Origin of the sequence: Stenotrophomonas sp. (genome assembly GCF_032103445.1) — a bacterium.
Classification (GTDB): domain Bacteria; phylum Pseudomonadota; class Gammaproteobacteria; order Xanthomonadales; family Xanthomonadaceae; genus Stenotrophomonas.
The window spans coordinates 14,201-31,516 of record NZ_DAMDFR010000047.1 but is presented as its reverse complement, the minus strand read 5'-3'; the positions used below and the strand labels follow the sequence as shown (position 1 = coordinate 31,516).

The 17,316-nt window shown below is 61.4% G+C and carries 16 protein-coding genes and 1 pseudogene; 6 read left to right on the top strand and 11 right to left on the bottom strand.

Annotation, left to right across the window (positions count from 1 at the left end; translation table 11 throughout):
• On the bottom strand, positions 1 to 232 hold a 232-nt coding region (locus RT551_RS15395; RefSeq protein ID WP_296338610.1), incomplete at its 3' end, for a transposase zinc-binding domain-containing protein.
• Here RT551_RS15395 and RT551_RS15390 point away from each other — a divergent pair.
• Together RT551_RS15390 and RT551_RS15385 are read left to right on the top strand one after the other, a co-directional pair.
• Positions 225 to 533 carry a PilZ domain-containing protein gene (locus RT551_RS15390; protein WP_019185708.1) on the top strand — a complete coding sequence of 103 codons (309 nt, stop codon included), beginning with the start codon at positions 225 to 227 and terminating at the stop codon, positions 531 to 533. The genes RT551_RS15395 and RT551_RS15390 overlap by 8 nt on opposite strands.
• Positions 534 to 619: 86 nt before the next feature.
• Positions 620 to 2,443 (top strand): SLC13 family permease, encoded by a 1,824-nt coding sequence (locus tag RT551_RS15385; RefSeq protein WP_279732101.1) that lies wholly within the window; start codon positions 620 to 622, stop codon positions 2,441 to 2,443.
• Positions 2,444 to 2,492: 49 nt separating this feature from the next.
• On the opposite strand, the gene RT551_RS15380 is transcribed toward RT551_RS15385, so the two are convergent.
• Entirely contained in the window at positions 2,493 to 3,281 is a 789-nt protein-coding gene (locus tag RT551_RS15380) for an IS1595 family transposase (RefSeq protein ID WP_164145999.1), read from the bottom strand.
• Here RT551_RS15380 and istA point away from each other — a divergent pair.
• Complete coding sequence (gene istA, locus RT551_RS15375; RefSeq protein ID WP_003097546.1) at positions 3,274 to 4,773, top strand: IS21-like element ISPa36 family transposase; 1,500 nt, start codon at positions 3,274 to 3,276, stop codon at positions 4,771 to 4,773. The two genes, RT551_RS15380 and istA, sit on opposite strands and share 8 nt — an antisense overlap.
• The gene (gene istB / locus RT551_RS15370; protein ID WP_003097544.1) at positions 4,760 to 5,551 is read left to right on the top strand and encodes an IS21-like element ISPa36 family helper ATPase IstB; all 792 of its coding nucleotides are present in this window, start codon (positions 4,760 to 4,762) and stop codon (positions 5,549 to 5,551) included. Before istA ends, istB begins: the two co-directional genes overlap by 14 nt.
• Positions 5,552 to 5,895: 344 nt before the next feature.
• Here the strand turns inward: istB and RT551_RS15365 are convergent, their stop codons facing one another.
• The 6 genes from RT551_RS15365 to RT551_RS15340 form a co-directional block, all read right to left on the bottom strand.
• Positions 5,896 to 6,330 (bottom strand): hypothetical protein, encoded by a 435-nt coding sequence (locus RT551_RS15365; RefSeq protein WP_080114903.1) that lies wholly within the window; start codon positions 6,328 to 6,330, stop codon positions 5,896 to 5,898.
• 4 nt (positions 6,331 to 6,334) lie between these two features.
• Positions 6,335 to 8,368: a hypothetical protein gene (locus tag RT551_RS15360; RefSeq protein ID WP_232092445.1), complete on the bottom strand. Its 2,034-nt coding sequence runs from the start codon at positions 8,366 to 8,368 to the stop codon at positions 6,335 to 6,337.
• Positions 8,361 to 9,950: a site-specific integrase gene (locus RT551_RS15355; protein WP_232092444.1), complete on the bottom strand. Its 1,590-nt coding sequence runs from the start codon at positions 9,948 to 9,950 to the stop codon at positions 8,361 to 8,363. The genes RT551_RS15360 and RT551_RS15355 overlap by 8 nt, the downstream gene beginning before the upstream one ends.
• The gene (locus RT551_RS15350; protein WP_149500782.1) at positions 9,934 to 11,247 is read right to left on the bottom strand and encodes a site-specific integrase; all 1,314 of its coding nucleotides are present in this window, start codon (positions 11,245 to 11,247) and stop codon (positions 9,934 to 9,936) included. The genes RT551_RS15355 and RT551_RS15350 overlap by 17 nt, the downstream gene beginning before the upstream one ends.
• A 138-nt stretch (positions 11,248 to 11,385) precedes the next feature.
• The gene (locus tag RT551_RS15345) at positions 11,386 to 11,931 is read right to left on the bottom strand and encodes a single-stranded DNA-binding protein (protein WP_313460285.1); all 546 of its coding nucleotides are present in this window, start codon (positions 11,929 to 11,931) and stop codon (positions 11,386 to 11,388) included.
• A 341-nt stretch (positions 11,932 to 12,272) separates the two neighbouring features.
• The gene (locus RT551_RS15340; protein WP_313460283.1) at positions 12,273 to 13,835 is read right to left on the bottom strand and encodes an alkaline phosphatase; all 1,563 of its coding nucleotides are present in this window, start codon (positions 13,833 to 13,835) and stop codon (positions 12,273 to 12,275) included.
• Between the two features lie 95 nt (positions 13,836 to 13,930).
• On the opposite strand from RT551_RS15340, the gene RT551_RS15335 reads away from it, so the two are divergent.
• Both RT551_RS15335 and RT551_RS15330 read left to right on the top strand, forming a co-directional pair.
• Positions 13,931 to 14,482 carry an RNA 2'-phosphotransferase gene (locus RT551_RS15335; protein WP_313460281.1) on the top strand — a complete coding sequence of 184 codons (552 nt, stop codon included), beginning with the start codon at positions 13,931 to 13,933 and terminating at the stop codon, positions 14,480 to 14,482.
• Positions 14,483 to 14,491: 9 nt separating this feature from the next.
• A complete protein-coding gene (locus tag RT551_RS15330; RefSeq protein WP_311190481.1) occupies positions 14,492 to 15,043 on the top strand; it encodes a hypothetical protein in 552 nt (183 codons plus the stop codon).
• Positions 15,044 to 15,304: 261 nt separating this feature from the next.
• Here RT551_RS15330 and RT551_RS15325 read toward each other — a convergent pair.
• The 3 genes and pseudogenes from RT551_RS15325 to RT551_RS15315 all read right to left on the bottom strand — a co-directional run.
• Positions 15,305 to 15,913, bottom strand: a pseudogene (locus RT551_RS15325) (hypothetical protein); the annotation flags it as partial.
• 3 nt (positions 15,914 to 15,916) lie between these two features.
• The gene (locus tag RT551_RS15320) at positions 15,917 to 16,387 is read right to left on the bottom strand and encodes a hypothetical protein (RefSeq protein ID WP_313460280.1); all 471 of its coding nucleotides are present in this window, start codon (positions 16,385 to 16,387) and stop codon (positions 15,917 to 15,919) included.
• 168 nt (positions 16,388 to 16,555) lie between these two features.
• Complete coding sequence (locus tag RT551_RS15315) at positions 16,556 to 16,819, bottom strand: hypothetical protein (protein WP_313460278.1); 264 nt, start codon at positions 16,817 to 16,819, stop codon at positions 16,556 to 16,558.
• Positions 16,820 to 17,316: the final 497 nt, after the last annotated feature.

Sequence of the window (17,316 nt, the reverse complement as noted above, 5' to 3'; positions counted from 1 at the left end):
CGCCGCAGCTCGGGCACAGCCCGCGCTTCTTGCAGGAATACGCCACCAGCCTCTCGGCACGACAGTGCTCGCAGACCACGCGCAGGAAGCCGTGCTCGAGCACGCCGCAGCGCAGGTAGGTCTCGAACTCCTCGCGCACATACTCGGGCAGCGGGCGGTCTTCTACCTCACGGCGCGCGAGAAAGTCCGGCCAATGCGCCTGCAGCAGGTCTGGAAGCAGGAGGTTGGGCAAGATTTCTCGCCTTGCCGAGCGGCGGCCGCTGAATGCGACTGTGCAGTTCCGCAAGGGGAACGTCCGCACCAATGTCCAGATCCTCGACATTTCCACGCATGGCGTGCGTATTGCCGCGATCCAGGCGCTCCGTATCGGGGACACCTGCTGGATAAGGTTGCCGCAGCTGGAGCCCCAGCAGGCGAAGGTCGTGTGGGTGGATGAATTCGTGGTCGGCTGCCAGTTCGCCCGGCCGCTGCATCCTTCCGTATTGGATAATATCCTGCGCCTGCGGCAGCCCGCCAGCCGGAAACCGGAGTAGGCAAGTCACCCCCGAACAGGCGGCCGCCGGACCTCTTTGCGGCGCGCGGATTCCCCTGACTGCAAAAAATGCACTAGGCTGGGACGATGTCCGACCTGGCCCTTGTCCTCGCCCTGCTGATTTCCGCCATTGTCATGTTCGCGATCGGCCGTCCGCGAATGGATGCCGTTGCGTTGATGATGATCGTGGCGCTGCCGCTTTCCGGGGTCATCACCGTCGAGCAGGCATTCGCCGGCTTCGCGGATCCCAACATCATCCTCATCGCCGCGCTTTTCGTTGTGGGCGAGGCGCTGGTCCGGACGGGCGTGGCGCAGATGCTGGGGGACTGGCTTGTCAGCAAGGCCGGCCGCAGCGAGGCCCGGCTGATCGTGCTGCTGATGATCGTCGTGGCGGGCATCGGCTCGTTCATGAGCTCGACCGGCGTGGTCGCCATTTTCATCCCCATAGTCCTGCGGATCGCGCGCAACGCCCGCATTCCCGCCAGCCGGCTGATGATGCCGCTGTCGGTCGCGGCATTGCTCAGCGGCATGATGACACTGGTCGCCACGGCGCCCAATCTCGTGGTCCATGCCGAGCTCGAGCGGCATGGCTATGAGGGATTCAGCTTCTTCGCCTTCACGCCTTTCGGCCTTCCGCTGCTTGTCCTGGCCATCATCTATATGCTCGCCGCGCGCCGTTTCCTCGCCGGCGTGCCGGAAGCGGAGCAGGGGCCGGAACGCCCCACCCTTCGCGATTTCATAGAGAAATACGGACTGGAGGGCCGCGAATACCGCTTTGCGGTGGATCCCTATTCTTCCCTGATCGGACGGCCGCTCGCCACGCTCGACCTGCGCGGCAGCGCCGGGATCAATATCATCGCCATCGAGCGTGAGAGGCGCTTTTCCCGCCAGCTTCTGCGCCCGCACGCCCACAGCCAGCTGGAGGCCGGGGACATATTGATGATCGATGCGTGCGGGCGCGATCTCGATATCGGGAAAGTGACTCGCAGCTTCAGGCTGCACCCGATGGAACTGGCCGCCAATTATTTCGGGGATCGCAGTCAGGAGATCGGCATGGCCGAAGTGCTGCTTTCTCCGGATTCGAGGCTGGTGGGCAAAACCGTGGCGGAGGCCGATGTCCGATCGCTTCACGATGTGACGGTCGTCGGGGTCAGGCGCGAACGCAAGGCGCTGGAAGAGCCGGTGACGGAAGTGAGGTTCCGCGCCGGGGATATACTCCTTGTCATCGGCCCCTGGCGCGCGATAGAGCGTCTGCCGCGCTCGCCGGACCGGCTGATCCTGCTGAACCTGCCTGTCGAGAGCGACGATGTAGCGCCCGTCCGGTCGCGCGCGCCATTTGCGGTGGCGATCCTGCTCCTGACGGTCTTCATGATGGCCAGCGGCATCGTGCCCAATGTTCTGGCGGCGCTGATCGGCTGCCTGCTTTTCGGCCTTGCCGGCTGCGTCGGCATGAACGGCGCCTACCGTTCGATCCATTGGCAGACGCTGGTTCTGATCGTCGGCATGCTGCCCTTCTCGATTGCGCTGCAGGAAGTGGGCGGGATCGATCTGGCGGCCGATTGGCTGTTATCGACGGTAGGGTCCGGTTCTCCGCGTGCCGTGTTGGCTGTTCTGTTCTTCGTCACCGCCCTTCTGGGCATGTTCATCTCCAACACCGCGACCGCCGTGCTGATGGCGCCGGTCGCGCTTGCCCTTGCGGCGGGGCTGGAGGCTTCGCCCTATCCCTTCGCCATGACCGTGGCGCTTGCCGCGTCGACGGCCTTCATGACTCCCGTTTCATCGCCGGTGAACATGCTGGTCGTGGGGCCGGGAAACTATCGCTTCGTCGATTTCGTGAAGATCGGCGTGCCGCTGGCGATGATCGCCCTGGTGGTGACGGTCCTTCTCGTGCCGGTTCTGCTGCCGCTATGATGCGGCAATGCCTTGGAGTCTGGATTCAACGTGGCTTTTTTGTTCCTGATTACCCGGCTATCGCATCCACGGTTGCCATCCGATAGGGCAGCGGCGGCGTACGGAGCAGCACGTAGGTCAATCGTGCAACCAGCCGATGCAGTTCGAACCGTCGGTTGAACCGATAGCAGAACTCGCCCAGGTAGCGTTGGGCGTACTTGCGCCGGGGTCCATGGTAGGTGCCGCGCAGAGCGGTCTTCACGTTGCCCAGCATGACGTTGACCCAGCGCAGTGCCGGATGGTCGCACTTGTGCCCACCGCTGCCCGTCCGCAGCCGGCGATGGCTGGTGCCGGCCACCTCGCCCACCGCATTGAACCCTGCCAGGGCATCGGATACGACGACGGTATCGGGGGCCAGGTGGCGCGTGGCCCAGGCGCCGATCTCATCGGCGCTGAATCCCTTGACGACATCCAGCCGCATCACTTCCGGATGGCCCTCCTCGGAGCACTGCACGGCGGCCACGAACGCCTGCTTCCCGTCGGCACCGCGGCCACGTGGCCCACCCCGGCGCTCGCCGCCGAAATAGGCATCGTCCAGTTGGACCCAGCCGGCCAACTGGCGCCTGCCTTCACGCTCGACCATGGCCTGCATCAGCTTGTGCTTGAGCAGCCAGGCCGCGTCGTAGCCGATCCCCAGCTCCCGCGACAGTGCCAGAGCCGATCGGCCCGTCTTGGTGTTGGCGCGCATCCAGAACTGACCCACTTTCGGCGGTGATGCGCGGGTAAAACTGACCCACCTGAAGCCCACATCCTGAGCATCTTTTGCTCGGGGGATTTCAGGAGTGATCACCATGGTCATGTTGGCCAAGATCCGGCGGATGCATTTCCGCGATGGCCTGCCGCTGCGCGAGATCGCCAAGCGCACGGGCCTATCCCGCAATACCATCCGGCGATGGCTGCGCAGCGGCCAGTCCGAGCCGGTCTATCCCAGGCGAGCCTCGCCCTCCCGGCTCGATCCCTACCGGTCCCAGTTGGAGACGTGGCTGCGTGCCGACAGCCATCGTCCCCGGCGGGAACAACGCACCGCCAAGGTGCTGTTCTCGCAGTTGCAGGCGATCGGCTATCCGGGCACCTACACCCGGGTGACGGCCTTCATCCGCCAGTGGAAGGCGGCCGGCGGCGCCAGCCGCCGCCCGGCCTTCGTGCCGTTGCACTTTCCTCCGGGTGAAGCCTTCCAGTTCGACTGGAGCCGCGAGTACGCCTTCGTCGGCAGCCACGCCAAGATGCCGCTGGATCTCGCCCACGTGAAGCTGGCCTGCAGCCGCGCCTTCTGGTTGGTGGCCTATCCCACCCAGAGCCACGAGATGCTGTTCGATGCTCATACCCAGGCGTTTACCGCCTTCGGTGGCGTGCCGCGCCGCGGCATCTACGACAACATGAAGACGGCGGTGGACGGGATCGGCCAGCACCGGGAACGGCGGGTCAACGCCCGCTTCCACGCCATGACCAGCCACTACCTGTTCGCCGCGGAGTTCTGCAACCGCGCCGCGGGTTGGGAGAAGGGGCGGGTCGAGAAGAACGTGCAGGACCGGCGCCGACAGATCTGGATCGAGGCCGGGGCCCGCCACTGGCCAGATCTGGACACCCTCAACGCCTGGCTCGCCAGCGAGTGCCGCGCCGCTTGGCCGATGCAGGCGCATCCGGATGCCTCCGACATCACCGTGGCCGAAGCTCTGGAGGACGAACAGCCCCACCTGATGCCGATGCCCGCGCCCTTCGACGGCTACATCGAGCGGCCGGTGCGGGTCAGTTCGACCGCGCTGGTCAGCTTCCAGCGCAACCGCTACAGCGTGCCGTGCGAACACGCCCACGCCGTCGCCAGCCTGCGCGTGTATCCCTTCGAACTGGCCGTGGTGGTCGGCGAGGCCGAGGTCGCCCGCCACCGGCGCAGCTTCGAGCGTGATCGGGTCCACTACGACTGGCAGCACTACATCGCCCTGGTCCAGCGCAAGCCGGGGGCACTGCGTGACGGCGCGCCGTTCCTGTCCATGCCCGATCCGCTGCGCAAGCTGCAGCAGGTGTTGCTGCGCCAGCCTCACGGCGACCGCGCCATGGCCCAGGTGCTGGCCGCCGTACCCGTGCACGGGCTCGAAGCGGTACTGGTGGCGGTGGAACTGGCACTCGAGTCCGGCCTGGTGCGCGCCGACCACGTGCTCAACGTGCTGGGGCGATTGCAGCATCCGGACCGCACGATCGAGACGGTCGCCTCGCGAGTGACGCTGCGTCATCCGCCGGTGTCCGATCCGGCCCGCTACGACGCCCTGCGGGAGGCAGATCATGTCGACGCCTGACCTGCCGCTGCGCATGCAGCAGCTCAAGCTGCACGGCATGGCCAGCCAGTGGCCCGAACTGCTGGCCAAGATGCGCCTGCACACCATGGAGCCCGAACACTGGATGGCCGAACTGCTGCAGGCCGAGTCCGCCGAACGGCAGGTTCGTGCCCAGGCCAACCAGATGAAGGCCGCACGTTTCCCCGTCCATCGTGACCTGCTCGGGTTCGACTTCGCGGCCAGTCCCGTTGATCGCGCACTGGTCGAACGACTCCACCAGGGTGACTTCATCCACACCCCCGAGAACGTCGTCCTTGTCGGTGGACCGGGCACCGGCAAGACCCACCTGGCCACCGCCATCGGCATCCAGGCCGTGCGCCAGCATCGCCTGCGCGTGCGCTTCTTCTCCACCATCGAACTGGTCAATGCGCTGGAGAAGGAACAGGCCCAGGGCAAGGCCGGGCAGATCGCCCTGCGCCTGACCTATGCCGACCTGGTCATCCTCGATGAACTGGGCTACCTGCCGTTCACCCCCTCAGGCGGCGCGCTGCTGTTCCACCTGATCAGCAAGCTCTACGAGCGCACCAGCCTCGCCATCACCACCAACTTGGCCTTCTCCGAATGGGGTCAGGTGTTCGGCGACGCCAAGATGACCACCGCGCTGCTGGATCGCATCACCCACCACTGCCACATCCTGGAGACCGGCAACGACTCCTGGCGGCTGCGCAACAGCACCGCCGCCAACAAGACCAAAGCCAGAATCAGGGCAAAGGAGGCCACCACCCAGACCACCAACTGATACCCTCAGCCCCGTACACCGGGTGGGTCAAAGTTCAACGCGCAGCCTGGGTCAGTTTTAAGTGCGCGCCAACAACTAGCCATCAACTCCGTACCAAATGAACTGTGCCGCAAGGTAGATATCACTCCTACGGCCAGCAACGAGAACGCCATTGCAGCGATAGCCGGCCAGTAAGCTTGAATCAGGTTCATCCATCGCATCCCACACTCCAGTGACCCGAAGCTACTCCACGTGAGTCTCAAAAACTGAGACAACAACGCTCAAGTGAGACATCCTCGCTCCCTGCTGCATCAAGATCTGCCAACTGTTCGACCGCTTGCCGATGCTCGATGCAATTCGAAAATCTACCTACTCTTCCCTTTCGCCCCATGTCCTGACCGATCAACCGCAGGCAGTGGTTTATCCAAATTCAAGCTATCCATCCGCACGTTGTTGGCGTACGCGTTGTATTGCCACCGCCGAAATTGATCAAGCAGCAACGTGTTGGTGGCTTCAAGCCGGCTCACCTGCGCCTCAAGATCCGCGATCCGCCGATTTGCAACTTCCATCGTGAAGTCTCTTGGCCGTTGATCCCTAACCTCTCTCAGCTCCTGCTGCCGACGCCGGTAGTGTTCCTTGATTGCAGGATAATTGAGCAACGCATGGCGGCTCACGGAATCGATGCCAAGCGCTTGGGCAACTCGATCGCAGTAAGCATCCCAGGTCAACTTGCCTTCCCATTGATCCAATACCCGCAGGATCTTGGGTAGGGTCGATTTCGTGACAATCTTCTTCGGCATGGCTTTATGCGAGTGCCAAGGGAATTACGCGAGGATGCAGAGCCAGAGCATCGGGCAGGACTACGCCTAGTTCAATCAGCGCTCGCCGCACTGGCGAAGGATCGTGACCATCTGGAATGCGCAAGACAGTGCCATCGGGCACGCCATCATGCTCCAACGTCATGCGCATCGCCTGCACATGTGCCAACTTCCATTTATGGTTGTCCACCCATCGGTCTGCGCCGAAGTCCCCAGCTTCGCGAGCCTCGAGGGCCCGATCAAGAAGCGCTTTGGTTTGCGCCTCCAGAAGCAGGATTCGATCCAATGTCACGTGATCCCCCTTGATGCATACATGCTCCTTGCAAGTCATGCATTCACGCTGTTTTTGGCAGGGACTCATCGCGTAATCGTGAACGCACATCCCGTAGAGCGTAGCTTTGGCGGTCCCCAGGCGATCTACCCCAAGCTCTTGATAAGTGACCGGTTGACGGCTCTGGAATCGTTCAAGTAGCGACTTATGTTCCACCTTGAGGATGTCTCGCACCTCTCTCATGCGCTCCTCTGGCGAACGATGATCGTAGTGCGCGTTGTCGGCAACACGGGCGCGGCCCGACCACTGAGCCAACGTCATCTCGTCCATACCGCCCCGCTGACTCAGGGTATTGAGCCAATGACGGGGCTGATGAGTCGTGAGCTTGATTGGACTTCCATCTGAGTTCCGATAGCCCTTCTTCTCGAAGAGCGAGAGATCCGAACTCCCGCCCAGGCGATCATTCACCATCGTTGATGTGGCGATTGCCCATGAGAACCGCTTGACTTCATGTTCGCGATGGAACTCGTTCACGCGGTGCAGGCAGAGGGCATCCCAGATCTTCACTGTCCTGCTGTCATCAATGAATGGCCAATCCGGCCCGGCGCACCCTTCAAAAACGTAGGCGGCCAGATCCTTGTAGGAGATGTCACCCCGATCAAGGAGCTTTTTCAACCGCTTGTCCCCAACCACCTGCGACCAAGTGGGCGTGCCGTCAGTACGGTACGTTTTTCTGTGAACCCGAAGCCCTAGAGCAGCTGCCACTTCATTCGGCATCAGCAGACGATCGGCGGCATCGCCCACCGTCACCACACAGCCCGGATGATCCATAAATCTTCCAGGGTGATCATGAGCGAAGCGGGCAGCCGCACGAGCGGGAGCGCCGATTTGGGTCAGCCGACGCACGGCTTCGATGACAACATCCTGCATCACCGAAGGCACCCACTTCTTCGTGGCTCCCTTGCCCTTCGCTGCCCGCCATCGCAGGCACATTTGCGGCGCTCCATATTCGTCGGTATCCCACTGAATGCAGTCAACTGGAAGCGCGAGCACCTCAGAAATTCGCGACGGTGCAACCATCAAAAGCGTGGCGATAGAGGAAAAATATTGAGTCTCGACATCATCGGCGGCTGCAAACATTTCAGCCAAAGCGAACATTGCCTCGTTGGACGGCAGCTTCGCTGCACGGTGTGCTTTCCCCGCGCCTCCGATGTCTTCGGTCAGTATCTTCGGCTTCGGGAACGGCGACTTCCACTGCTGCAAGGAAGGGACAATCTTTTTCTCCCGAAGGAATTCGACAATGCGAGCCATCTGACGCCCCGTCTGGCATCTCTCGTCGTCGCTCTTGTAGAACTCCCGACACTTGGCAGCCGCCACATCCATCACAGCCCCGTTCAGGCCGCTGACGTCGGCACCTCCGCGGGACTCAAGAAGAGCCGCTTCAATGCAACGCAATGCTCGAAGCGGATAGTCAATGTTCTTAACGGGCTTGTGACTGTACGTATAACGAACGTATGCCTTGGCGAATTGGATGAACGGCTCTGCCATCGGGGTGAAACGATGGCTCGTTAATTCCTTCGTCTTCGTGGCAAATACAACTGATGTCTTTCCAAGCCTCCACTTGTGCTCTTCCCAACCGTCTCGCCCACCGAATGCGGTTAGATCTTCACGTGCAAGCCGTATGAACTCAGCCAAATTTTCGCTGGCAAATCGTGCGTCACGCGGTACAAAGAGGACGACATCAGCCATCGGCCACCTCAGCGAGGCACGATGCGCCAGCCAGTTGTTGACGCATGGCAGCGCACTTCGAGACGCAGTCTTCCACAGCAAGTATCAGGAGATCATTGGCGTTGACCACCACCTCCGCACATCCAGCCTCCTTCACCCTGAGTTTCTCAGCGTAAAGATCCTCGAGCACTTCCGAATGTGGAGCGTCGAGCCAGGGCTGGAAGTGCACGCATGTATAGCAAGCGCGATATCCACTGGCGCAGAAGCCAAAGTTTCCGCATGTCCCCACGGCGTTCTGCCGATCATTCGACACACGACTGGTAGGGTCGTCGCCGCGTATCGCGTCACGTTCGCTGCGAACCAGCGTTCCTAGACAAGCTTGTGCAAATGGCGCAAGGGCGGGGCCCACTATCCGGTCGATGAACACCGCCTCTTGGGCCGTATTCTCGGTATAGACCTTGACCTGCTGGATGTCGGATTGGTCCAACAACTCTGCGATCACGTATGCCCCGAATCCTTCCCTCCGAAGTTTCGTACCTCGTGTGTAGCGGAATCTCGTGGCTGTGAGGCGGAGATATTCGCCAGTCCGCTCCGAGCGCGCTGTGCACGCTTGTGCGACGCGCTGTAGCGCCTGACTAAATGATGTCGTCGTCGCGTGCAAAAGATCAGGCGTACCTCCAAGAAGCAACTCTTTAAGCGCGAAACCATCGGTGTTGCGTCGAAGTGTGTACGCCTTGGATGCATTGATGAAGATCGGAATTTCATCCCGCAGCGATGCGTGCAACGTATATCCCACTCGACTCTCGACAAGTTTGACTGAGCCCCTGTGCTGTTGCTGCAACACAACGCCAAGATCGTTCGGGATTGGAAGTGAACGAAACTCACCGCGGAAGGAGCCACCTCGCTGCTTGGAGCGTGGAACATTTAGCGTATAGAAGCTATCGCCTGCCTTCGGCAAAGCCAGATCCTTGCCTCTGAGCGCAGCGATCTGGATGGGTCGCCGAGCAGTCATTGCCAGCATCAACAGATAGGCGTAATCCTCGAAATCAATCGTTTTCTGGACCACCGCGAGATTCGCCCAATCCAATAGGGACTGCAGCTCAATATCCGTGAAAGGTCCCGTTTCTGGGCAGCCGTTTGCCACAGCTGCGCCTTTTTCATTGCCGGTGATACGCCAACCTTCAAGTAGTTCAACCACATCCTTGGAGATCCCAGCGAACCCATAGTCATGCCATGCCAGCAAGAACCCCTTGAGCCCCCCCAGATTCCACTCCCCATCCAATCCGAGTGAGGCTCTCCAGTTCATGAGCGAAGCCGGAGACACTTCAGCAGACCCCGTTTCACGAATGAACCGCTTCATGCGCTCAGCCATGTTGTAGGTATGTGAGGCGGATTGCTCCTCTGCGTAGCGCTGAAGGGTGAGGCGGGCACCCTGCCTACAATCCGGCTCAAGGTCATCTATGACACCAAGCGAGATTTGAACATCCTTATTGAGCTTCCACTGCATGTCCTTCGGATCGAATGAATAGCCATCCTTCGATATAGCCATACGCGGCGAAGCAGTCTCTGGTACGGCTGCATTCGCCTTAGCGCTTGCCTTCATCACCCACCTTCTTATCGTTATTGCGAGCAAGTGCGCTGCCAAGCAGTCGCATGGCCTTGTCGGCCTGTTCACGGATATGACGCTCGTTATAGACCTTGCCCGACTCCTTGTTGCGATGTCCATTGAGGTGTGCACGAATGTCCTGCTCGCGACCCTCCCTAATGATCTGCTCGGCGTCATTGGAACGCGACGCTGCATTGTGTTGATCAATCGCTAGCGACAGCGCGTAATTCATGTGATGGCGCAGTGCATGAGGATGTATGCCCGCCAGTTCTGGCGAGACCGCGCTGACTCGCTCGATGACTCGGTACAGGCCATTCTTCGACAGCGGCCTCCCAAAGGTCTTCCCGGCCTTGTGCGATACGAAAACGTAGGGATGTCGTCGCGCTCCAGGAATGCGTGCACGCACTTCAAGGATGTAGTGCTGGACCAGCTTTGCGAGCTCGTCCGAGATCGGCAGAATGCGCTCTTTCGTTTTGCTGGTCGGCTGATAAGCGCGAGGATCGTGCACGTCATCGTGATTGCGTCGAACGCTGACGCTTGGCTCGTGCCCAAGATGAAACTGCTCCACCCAAAGGCTGAGCAGTTCGCCCGTTCGCATGCCGGTGACTCGATACAACTCGATGATGATCGCATTCCGCAGCTGGATCGTCGGATCGCTGAACGGGTTCTCGTCGCTCCCGATGGCGATGACTTCCCGCAGCCGCTTGACCACCCCTGGATCAGGCGACTTCTCGACCGGCGTCTGAATGAGTCCGTGCTTGGACCCTCGTGGGCGGTGCTTTCGAATGCGCTTGCCCATCTCAGCCAAATCGTGCGCAAACTCCGCAGAGTTGCGATGCTGGATGATGACGCCGCCGAGGAACTCCAGGTAGTCCGCGATCGTCGTCATGCGGTTGTAGGCCACTCGCTGGGTCACCGAGGGACGCGCCACCGTCGGGCCTACCCGTGCATCAGAAAAGGCCACCACGTTGCCCGAGCGCACTTCGGTGTCTTCTCTAGCGCCCACATATCGCATGTCCAGCTTCGCGAAATCGCGCAGCGACACGATGTCTGGCAACGAAAGGAACGTCCCACCCGTGAACTCGTCAACGAGGTTGCGTCCTTCCTGCATCTCCCATCGAAGGAGCACCTGGATGTGCGTGAGAGCGTTTCGAATCGTATTGACGGCCGCTCCGGCGTTGCGCAACTGCGCCGTCGCAAAGAGCGTCGGGTAGAACACAGGAAGCCCCTGATCGTCCAGCAGAAGTGGCACGCGCTCACCTTGATTCATCACGCGCATCGCAAGCGAGGACATAAGGTCTTTTTCTACATTTACTACATATGAATGACTATACCATTTTATTTTACAAAAGTAGTGAGCAAAAAATAGAAAAGCCCCTTAGTAGAAGGGGCTTCCTGTATCCATTAGCTACAAAGCGTGAGGATAGGTGTCCTAGAACGGAATATCGTCGTCCGCAAAATCATCCATCGGCGGAGCCGACTGCTGCGGCTGCTGCTGCGGGCGCTGCTGCTGTCCGTAGCCACCACCGCCGCCGCCGCGCTGGTTGCCGCCACCGCCGCCGTACTCCTGGCGCGGAGCCTGCTGGCGCTGCGGACGGTCGCCGCCGTAGCTGCCGCCACCGCCACCACCGCCGCCGCCTTCACCGCGGCCGCCCAGCATCTGCATTTCGTCGGCAATGATGTCGGTGGAGTACTTCTCCACGCCGTCCTGGCCGGTGTACTTGTCGTAGCGCAGGCTGCCTTCGACGTAGACCGAGCTGCCCTTGCGCAGGTATTCGCCAGCGATTTCGCCGAGCTTGCCGAAGAACACCACGCGGTGCCATTCGGTGCGTTCCTGCTGGTTGCCATCCTTGTCCTTGCGGACGCTGGTGGTGGCCAGGCTGATACGGGTGATGGCCATGCCGCCCTGGGTGTACTTCACGTCCGGGTCGTTGCCGAGGTTGCCGACCAGGATGACTTTATTGATGCCGCGCGCCATAGAGTTGCTCTTCCGTTGTTCGAGGGCAGGCCTGAGAGAGTACACACTCCGGGGGGAGGCGTGATCTCGGCCGCCGCTCGATAGATCTGGATGGGATTTCCGAACGGGGCATTCTATCACCCCCTTCCCTGGGGGCTCTGTCAGGGATGGCCTTGGTGTGGGGTCGGAATGAGGCGGCCCCGTAGTGCCGGGCTTGCCCGGCAGCGCCATCATCCCGCAGAAGGCAGCCGGGCAAGCCCGGCTCTACGGGTGCGACGCCCGATCGAGGGTTCGGGACATCGTCACGAGGCCGGCCCGGGTGCGAAGCCCCGACGGACATCCAGCCGGCGGTGCACCCACCGTCAGGGGGCCTCAATGGCGGCCTTCACCACCTCGGCGACGTCGGTGTTGTCGATGTAGCGGCCGTCGTTCAGGCCCACGTGGTCCCGGTAACCCGGGTCGGTGCCCTTGACCCGGGCAGCCAGGCGCTCAGACCCGACGCCCTTGGCCCACAGCGGCACCAGCGCGTTGGAGTGGTTGCCGGTCGGCCGGAAGCTCAGGCCGGGCATCTTGCCCTTGCCGTGGTTCACCACCGGGGCGAACGCGATGCGCTGGGCGTCGGTGCCCATCGGCAGGCTGTTGTCGTGGTCGGTGGTGACGATCAGCAGGTTGCGCTCCCAGCCGCCATTGGCCTCCACCCAGGTCACCACCGCTTCAACCGCCTTGTTGAAGTCCACGGTTTCCTCGATCAGACGGCCATATTGGGGCTGGTCGCCGCATTCGCCGTAATGCCATTCAGTTCCGCAGGAACTGGTATGCGCGGCCCAGTCGGTCGCCCCGCCCTCCACCATCAGCAACAGGCCCTGGTCCGAGCGGCGCTTCAGGAACTCCAGCGCGCCGGTGGTCATGGTGGCCAGGTCCGGCACCGAGTCGATGGCCTTGGTGCCGGAGGGCTGGCTGGCATCGGTGCCCACCACCTTCTCCTGCCGCGCCTGCTGCAGGGTATTGGCCACTTCGGCGACGCCGATCAACGGGCGGTCGGCCGGCAACTGGCCCTGTGCCAGGCGTGCGAAGTCCTGGCGGCTGCGGATCAAGCGCCACGGGCCGACCGGGTTGCCGCCGACGACGGTGCCGGCTTGCAGGTGCTGCCAGTCCTCCTGCGAAACGTACTGCCACTGGGTGTCGCAGCCATCCAGGCTGTCCGGCTTGGGCGTGGCCGGGCACGGCTTGCCGCTGACATCAAAGCCCGGGCCACCCGCGCCCATGATTAGGTCCATGTGGCCCTGCGACAACATCTGGTGGGCCAGTGCGTGGTAGTTGTTGCGCGATTCGTTCTGCGCGGCGAACGCCGCTGGCGTGGCGTGCGAGAACGGCACCGTGGTGACCACACCGGTCGCCATACCGCGCTGCTTGGCCCACAGCGCGCTGTAGTCCACCGGCTGGCCGTTGTTGTTGAAATTGATCGCGTTGTTGTAGGTCTTCACCCCCGAGGACAGCGCAGTACCCGCGGCCGCGCTATCCGTGGCCACAGACGCCAGGTACTGGTAGCCCACGAACGGCAGGTCCGGGGCCGGCACTTCGGTGGTGTCCCACGCCCGCGCGAGGTCGTAGCTGATCGACTGGGTGTTCTCGCCGGTGGGCTGGCCGCTGCTGTTGAGCGGGAAGGTGCTCACCCCAAAGCGCTGCGGGAAATCAGCATAGGGCGTGCCTTCGCGGCTGCCGTATTGCCAGTAGGCGGCGGCATCCCAGGTGCCCCACCCCGCTCCGTCGTTGATCATGACGATGATGTTTTTCGGTGCCGAGGCTCCTGCTATCGGGCGAGCCGAAGGCACAGACTGGCAGGCGGCCAGCGCGGTAGTGAGCAGCAGAAGGGACACGCACTTCAGCGGAGCACGCGGGGAGAACACAAGCTTCATCAGGGTCATGGGTTGGGCAGGTACGGAAACGGACACATTCCCCCAATGTTATACAGTTGCATTGTTACCGCGATATGCAAGCGCCGCTGGCTAGAATGCGCGGCATGACCAAACAACTGACAGAGACCAGCAAGTACCTCAGCTACATCCTTCGCCATGAACCACAGTCCATCGGACTGGAGCTGGACAGCGAAGGCTGGGTGGATATCGATACCTTGATCAGCGCGGCAGGCAAGGCCGGGACGGCCTTGGACCGCCAACTCATCCAGCGCGTAGTCGACACCAGCGAGAAAAAACGGTTCACGCTTTCAGCGGGCGGGCGGCGCATTCGTGCCGCGCAGGGCCACACCACCGCTGCGGTGGACATCCAGCATGTCGCCAAAACTCCGCCGGACGTGCTGTATCACGGCACCGCCACGCGGTTTCTGGAGTCGATTCTGGCGGAAGGCCTGCGTCCCGGGCAGCGGCATCATGTGCATCTGTCTGAAAACGTGGCTACCGCGACCGAAGTGGGCAAGCGCTATGGCACACCTGTGATTCTGCAGGTAGACGCAGCGCGCCTGCATCAGCAAGGCGTGGTGTTCTTCCAGGCGGACAACGGGGTGTGGCTGGTTGAGCGGGTGCCCCCTGAGTTTCTGGCACCGGTGAACAACTGAGGAACCTGCATGGCTCAGGAAGAGATCTACCTCAGTACCGACGTTGAAGCCGACGGCCCCATTCCCGGCCCCCACTCGATGCTCAGCTTCGCGTCGGCCGCGTATCGCGCCGACAAGACATTGATTGGCACGTTCTCCGCGAATCTGGAAACGCTGCCCGATGCCAATGGCCATCCAGACACCATGAAGTGGTGGGCTACCCAGCCAAAAGCGTGGGCCGCGTGCCGTACCGACTGCGAAGCGCCCGAAGCTGCCATGCAGCGGTACGTGGCATGGATCAGGACGCTACCCGGCAAACCAGTCTTCGTCGGCTACCCGGCCGGATACGACTTCCTGTTCGTGTACTGGTACCTGATGCGCTTTGTCGGAGAAAGCCCGTTCTCGCACTCCGCGTTGGACATCAAGACCTTCGCAATGGCGCTGATGAAGTCCGACTACCGGGCGGCCACCAAGCGCAACATGCCCAAGCGCTGGTTCGACAAACTGCCGCACACCCACGTCGCCCTCGATGACGCCATCGAACAGGGCGCACTCTTCTGCAACATGCTGAAAGAACGGTAGAGCCACGCCCTGCGTGGCCAGCCCCGGAAAGCAGAACGCCTCCTTTCGGAGGCGTTCTGTTTGAATCAAAGTCCTCGGTCTGACCTTTCGGTGCGAAGCACCTATCCTGCTCTTGGGGCTAGGGGTAGATTGCTCTACCGGTGTCGCCCCCCCCTTGCGGGTTCCGGTCTGTGGCGATGGGAGTATTGGATTCCTGCGCCTGCGGATTGTCAAGCTCCGTAAAGCGCTCAGCACCGATAATCTCAACCACGCCGGGGGATAAAGCTGCAACGCATGCTGGACGATGGGCATCGCCCACGCCGGGGTGCCGCGCAAGTCTTCGGACGACGCAGGGAATGCAATGTTGCCCTCGTACAAGTTGAGCACCAACTTCAAACTACGGGCACCGTCCTCTGTGCAGTCGGAGTTATCGTAGACACGAAGCGCTGCCAATCCGTCCATCAAAGAGATCAGGTTCTCCCTGGATCGGTCATATCTGAAGCGAATCAGATCGGAAGGGACATCGTGCCCACCCGCAGCCACTCGCTGCGCCACCCGCTCGATATGCAACTCGGCGCTCTCCAGTCCACAGAACCACACCGCCACGTCATGAGTGGCCATAGCCTTCCGTAGCAGCGAAGTGAGAGTTGATCCGCCGAGTGTCGTCTCAAAGGCGTGATCCCTCGCCTTTTCAATGGCATGCATGAGACGGGCCTTCCCCATGGCCCATGCACTTGAGTTGGCCGCGTCCTGATCGTGTCCAATTTGCACGAGCCGCAATGCGTACGCGTCAGGATTGAACCAGTCTTTCGCACGCTCATGGAGAATGCCGCCTAGCAGTGAACTCTTTCCCGCTCCGTTCACTCCGGCCAATACGGTTATTGTCGGCATCGTTCAGAACGCCGGGCCGAGCTTGACTTTCCCCTGGTGCGGGGCGTTCTTTATCACTTCGGCAAGTGACTCCCCTTCATTCAGCACAGCAAGGCGCTCATCACACTCCTTCTGCACCCTCGCCAAGGCAATCGCATTCGCAACTTCTTGCGGCGCGATATCGCCAATGTGCTGAAGGAGAAGTTCATACATGGCGACCGAGAGGATGACGGCTTCGTTTCGCTGATCCCCCTGAATGACGACCGCTGGCAACTTGCCCACCTTATCGAGGACAGCCGACCAGCCGTGTTGCTCGAACTTGTCCGCCGTCATCACGGTCAGGTCGGATATCCCGATCTTGACCTCTGGCGTGTTCGAATGCGTTCGCACACCCCTGGTCTTCTTCAGAGACGGGGAGGCCCCGGATTTGGCATTTCGCCCAGCAGGATTGATCGGCTTCATGGCGGGGAGCCCCCGTTCAATGATTTGGTTCATCGTACACCTGTAGTAGAGAGATGGGATTCCGGATTCAATTCCATGATCATTGCGGCACAGCGCCGCAGTAATCACTTTTGAACCATCTTTTCTGTAAGAAACATCCGATTTGTTGCAAATCGATCTGCATCCTCGCCGCGTGCACTCGGCGAGGCGCAGACGTGTGCGTCAGAGGGAACGTTTCACTGTCTGGCGGGTGACCACTTCCGGTGCCGGGCGCACGGTGAGGCCGATGCCACCGGGGATCGGGTGCGGGATCAGCACGTCACCGATGCGGAAGCCGGCGACATGCAACCACATGCCGCGGAGCTTGATGCAGGGGATACGGATGCCATCTGGTTCATCGCCATCGCGCGGGGTGAGTGCTTCGACGCGGATGTTCTTGGGTCTCTGGACATGCAGGGGGCGCTTGGGCCGCTTTTCTTCGGACACGGAATTGCTCCTCATGAAGTCACCCCTCGCCAGGATGGCGAGGGGTCGGGAGGCTGAAACCCGTTAGAAGTACCGAAAGCACGGTGTGACGTATTTCCGCGAGGGTGTTGCATTCCGCCACCCTCCCGACACATGACAAACAATTTCCGGTACTTGCTAACGGAGGTTTCAGACTCCACGGCTTCACCATGCGCAATACAGCGAGCGATTGGAAACGGCCCGCGAGCAAGGATAGGTCGAGTGCAACGGATGCGTGCGATGAGATGACGCGGATGCCATATTTTTTCCGTCTTCCGTGCCGAATGCGTACGTTTCGCGACGGTTTATTGACGATGTGGCGTGCGGACTTTCTTCGCAACCGGCTAGGCGCATGCGTCGTGAATGGCGCGGAACGCGTGATGGGGCCCGCCGGGCCCACGCCCGGCGAACGGCGTGGTCGTCCTGTGCACGTAGAAATTCCCGCAGGTACCACGCCCTGCGTGTGTACCCGCGCGCAG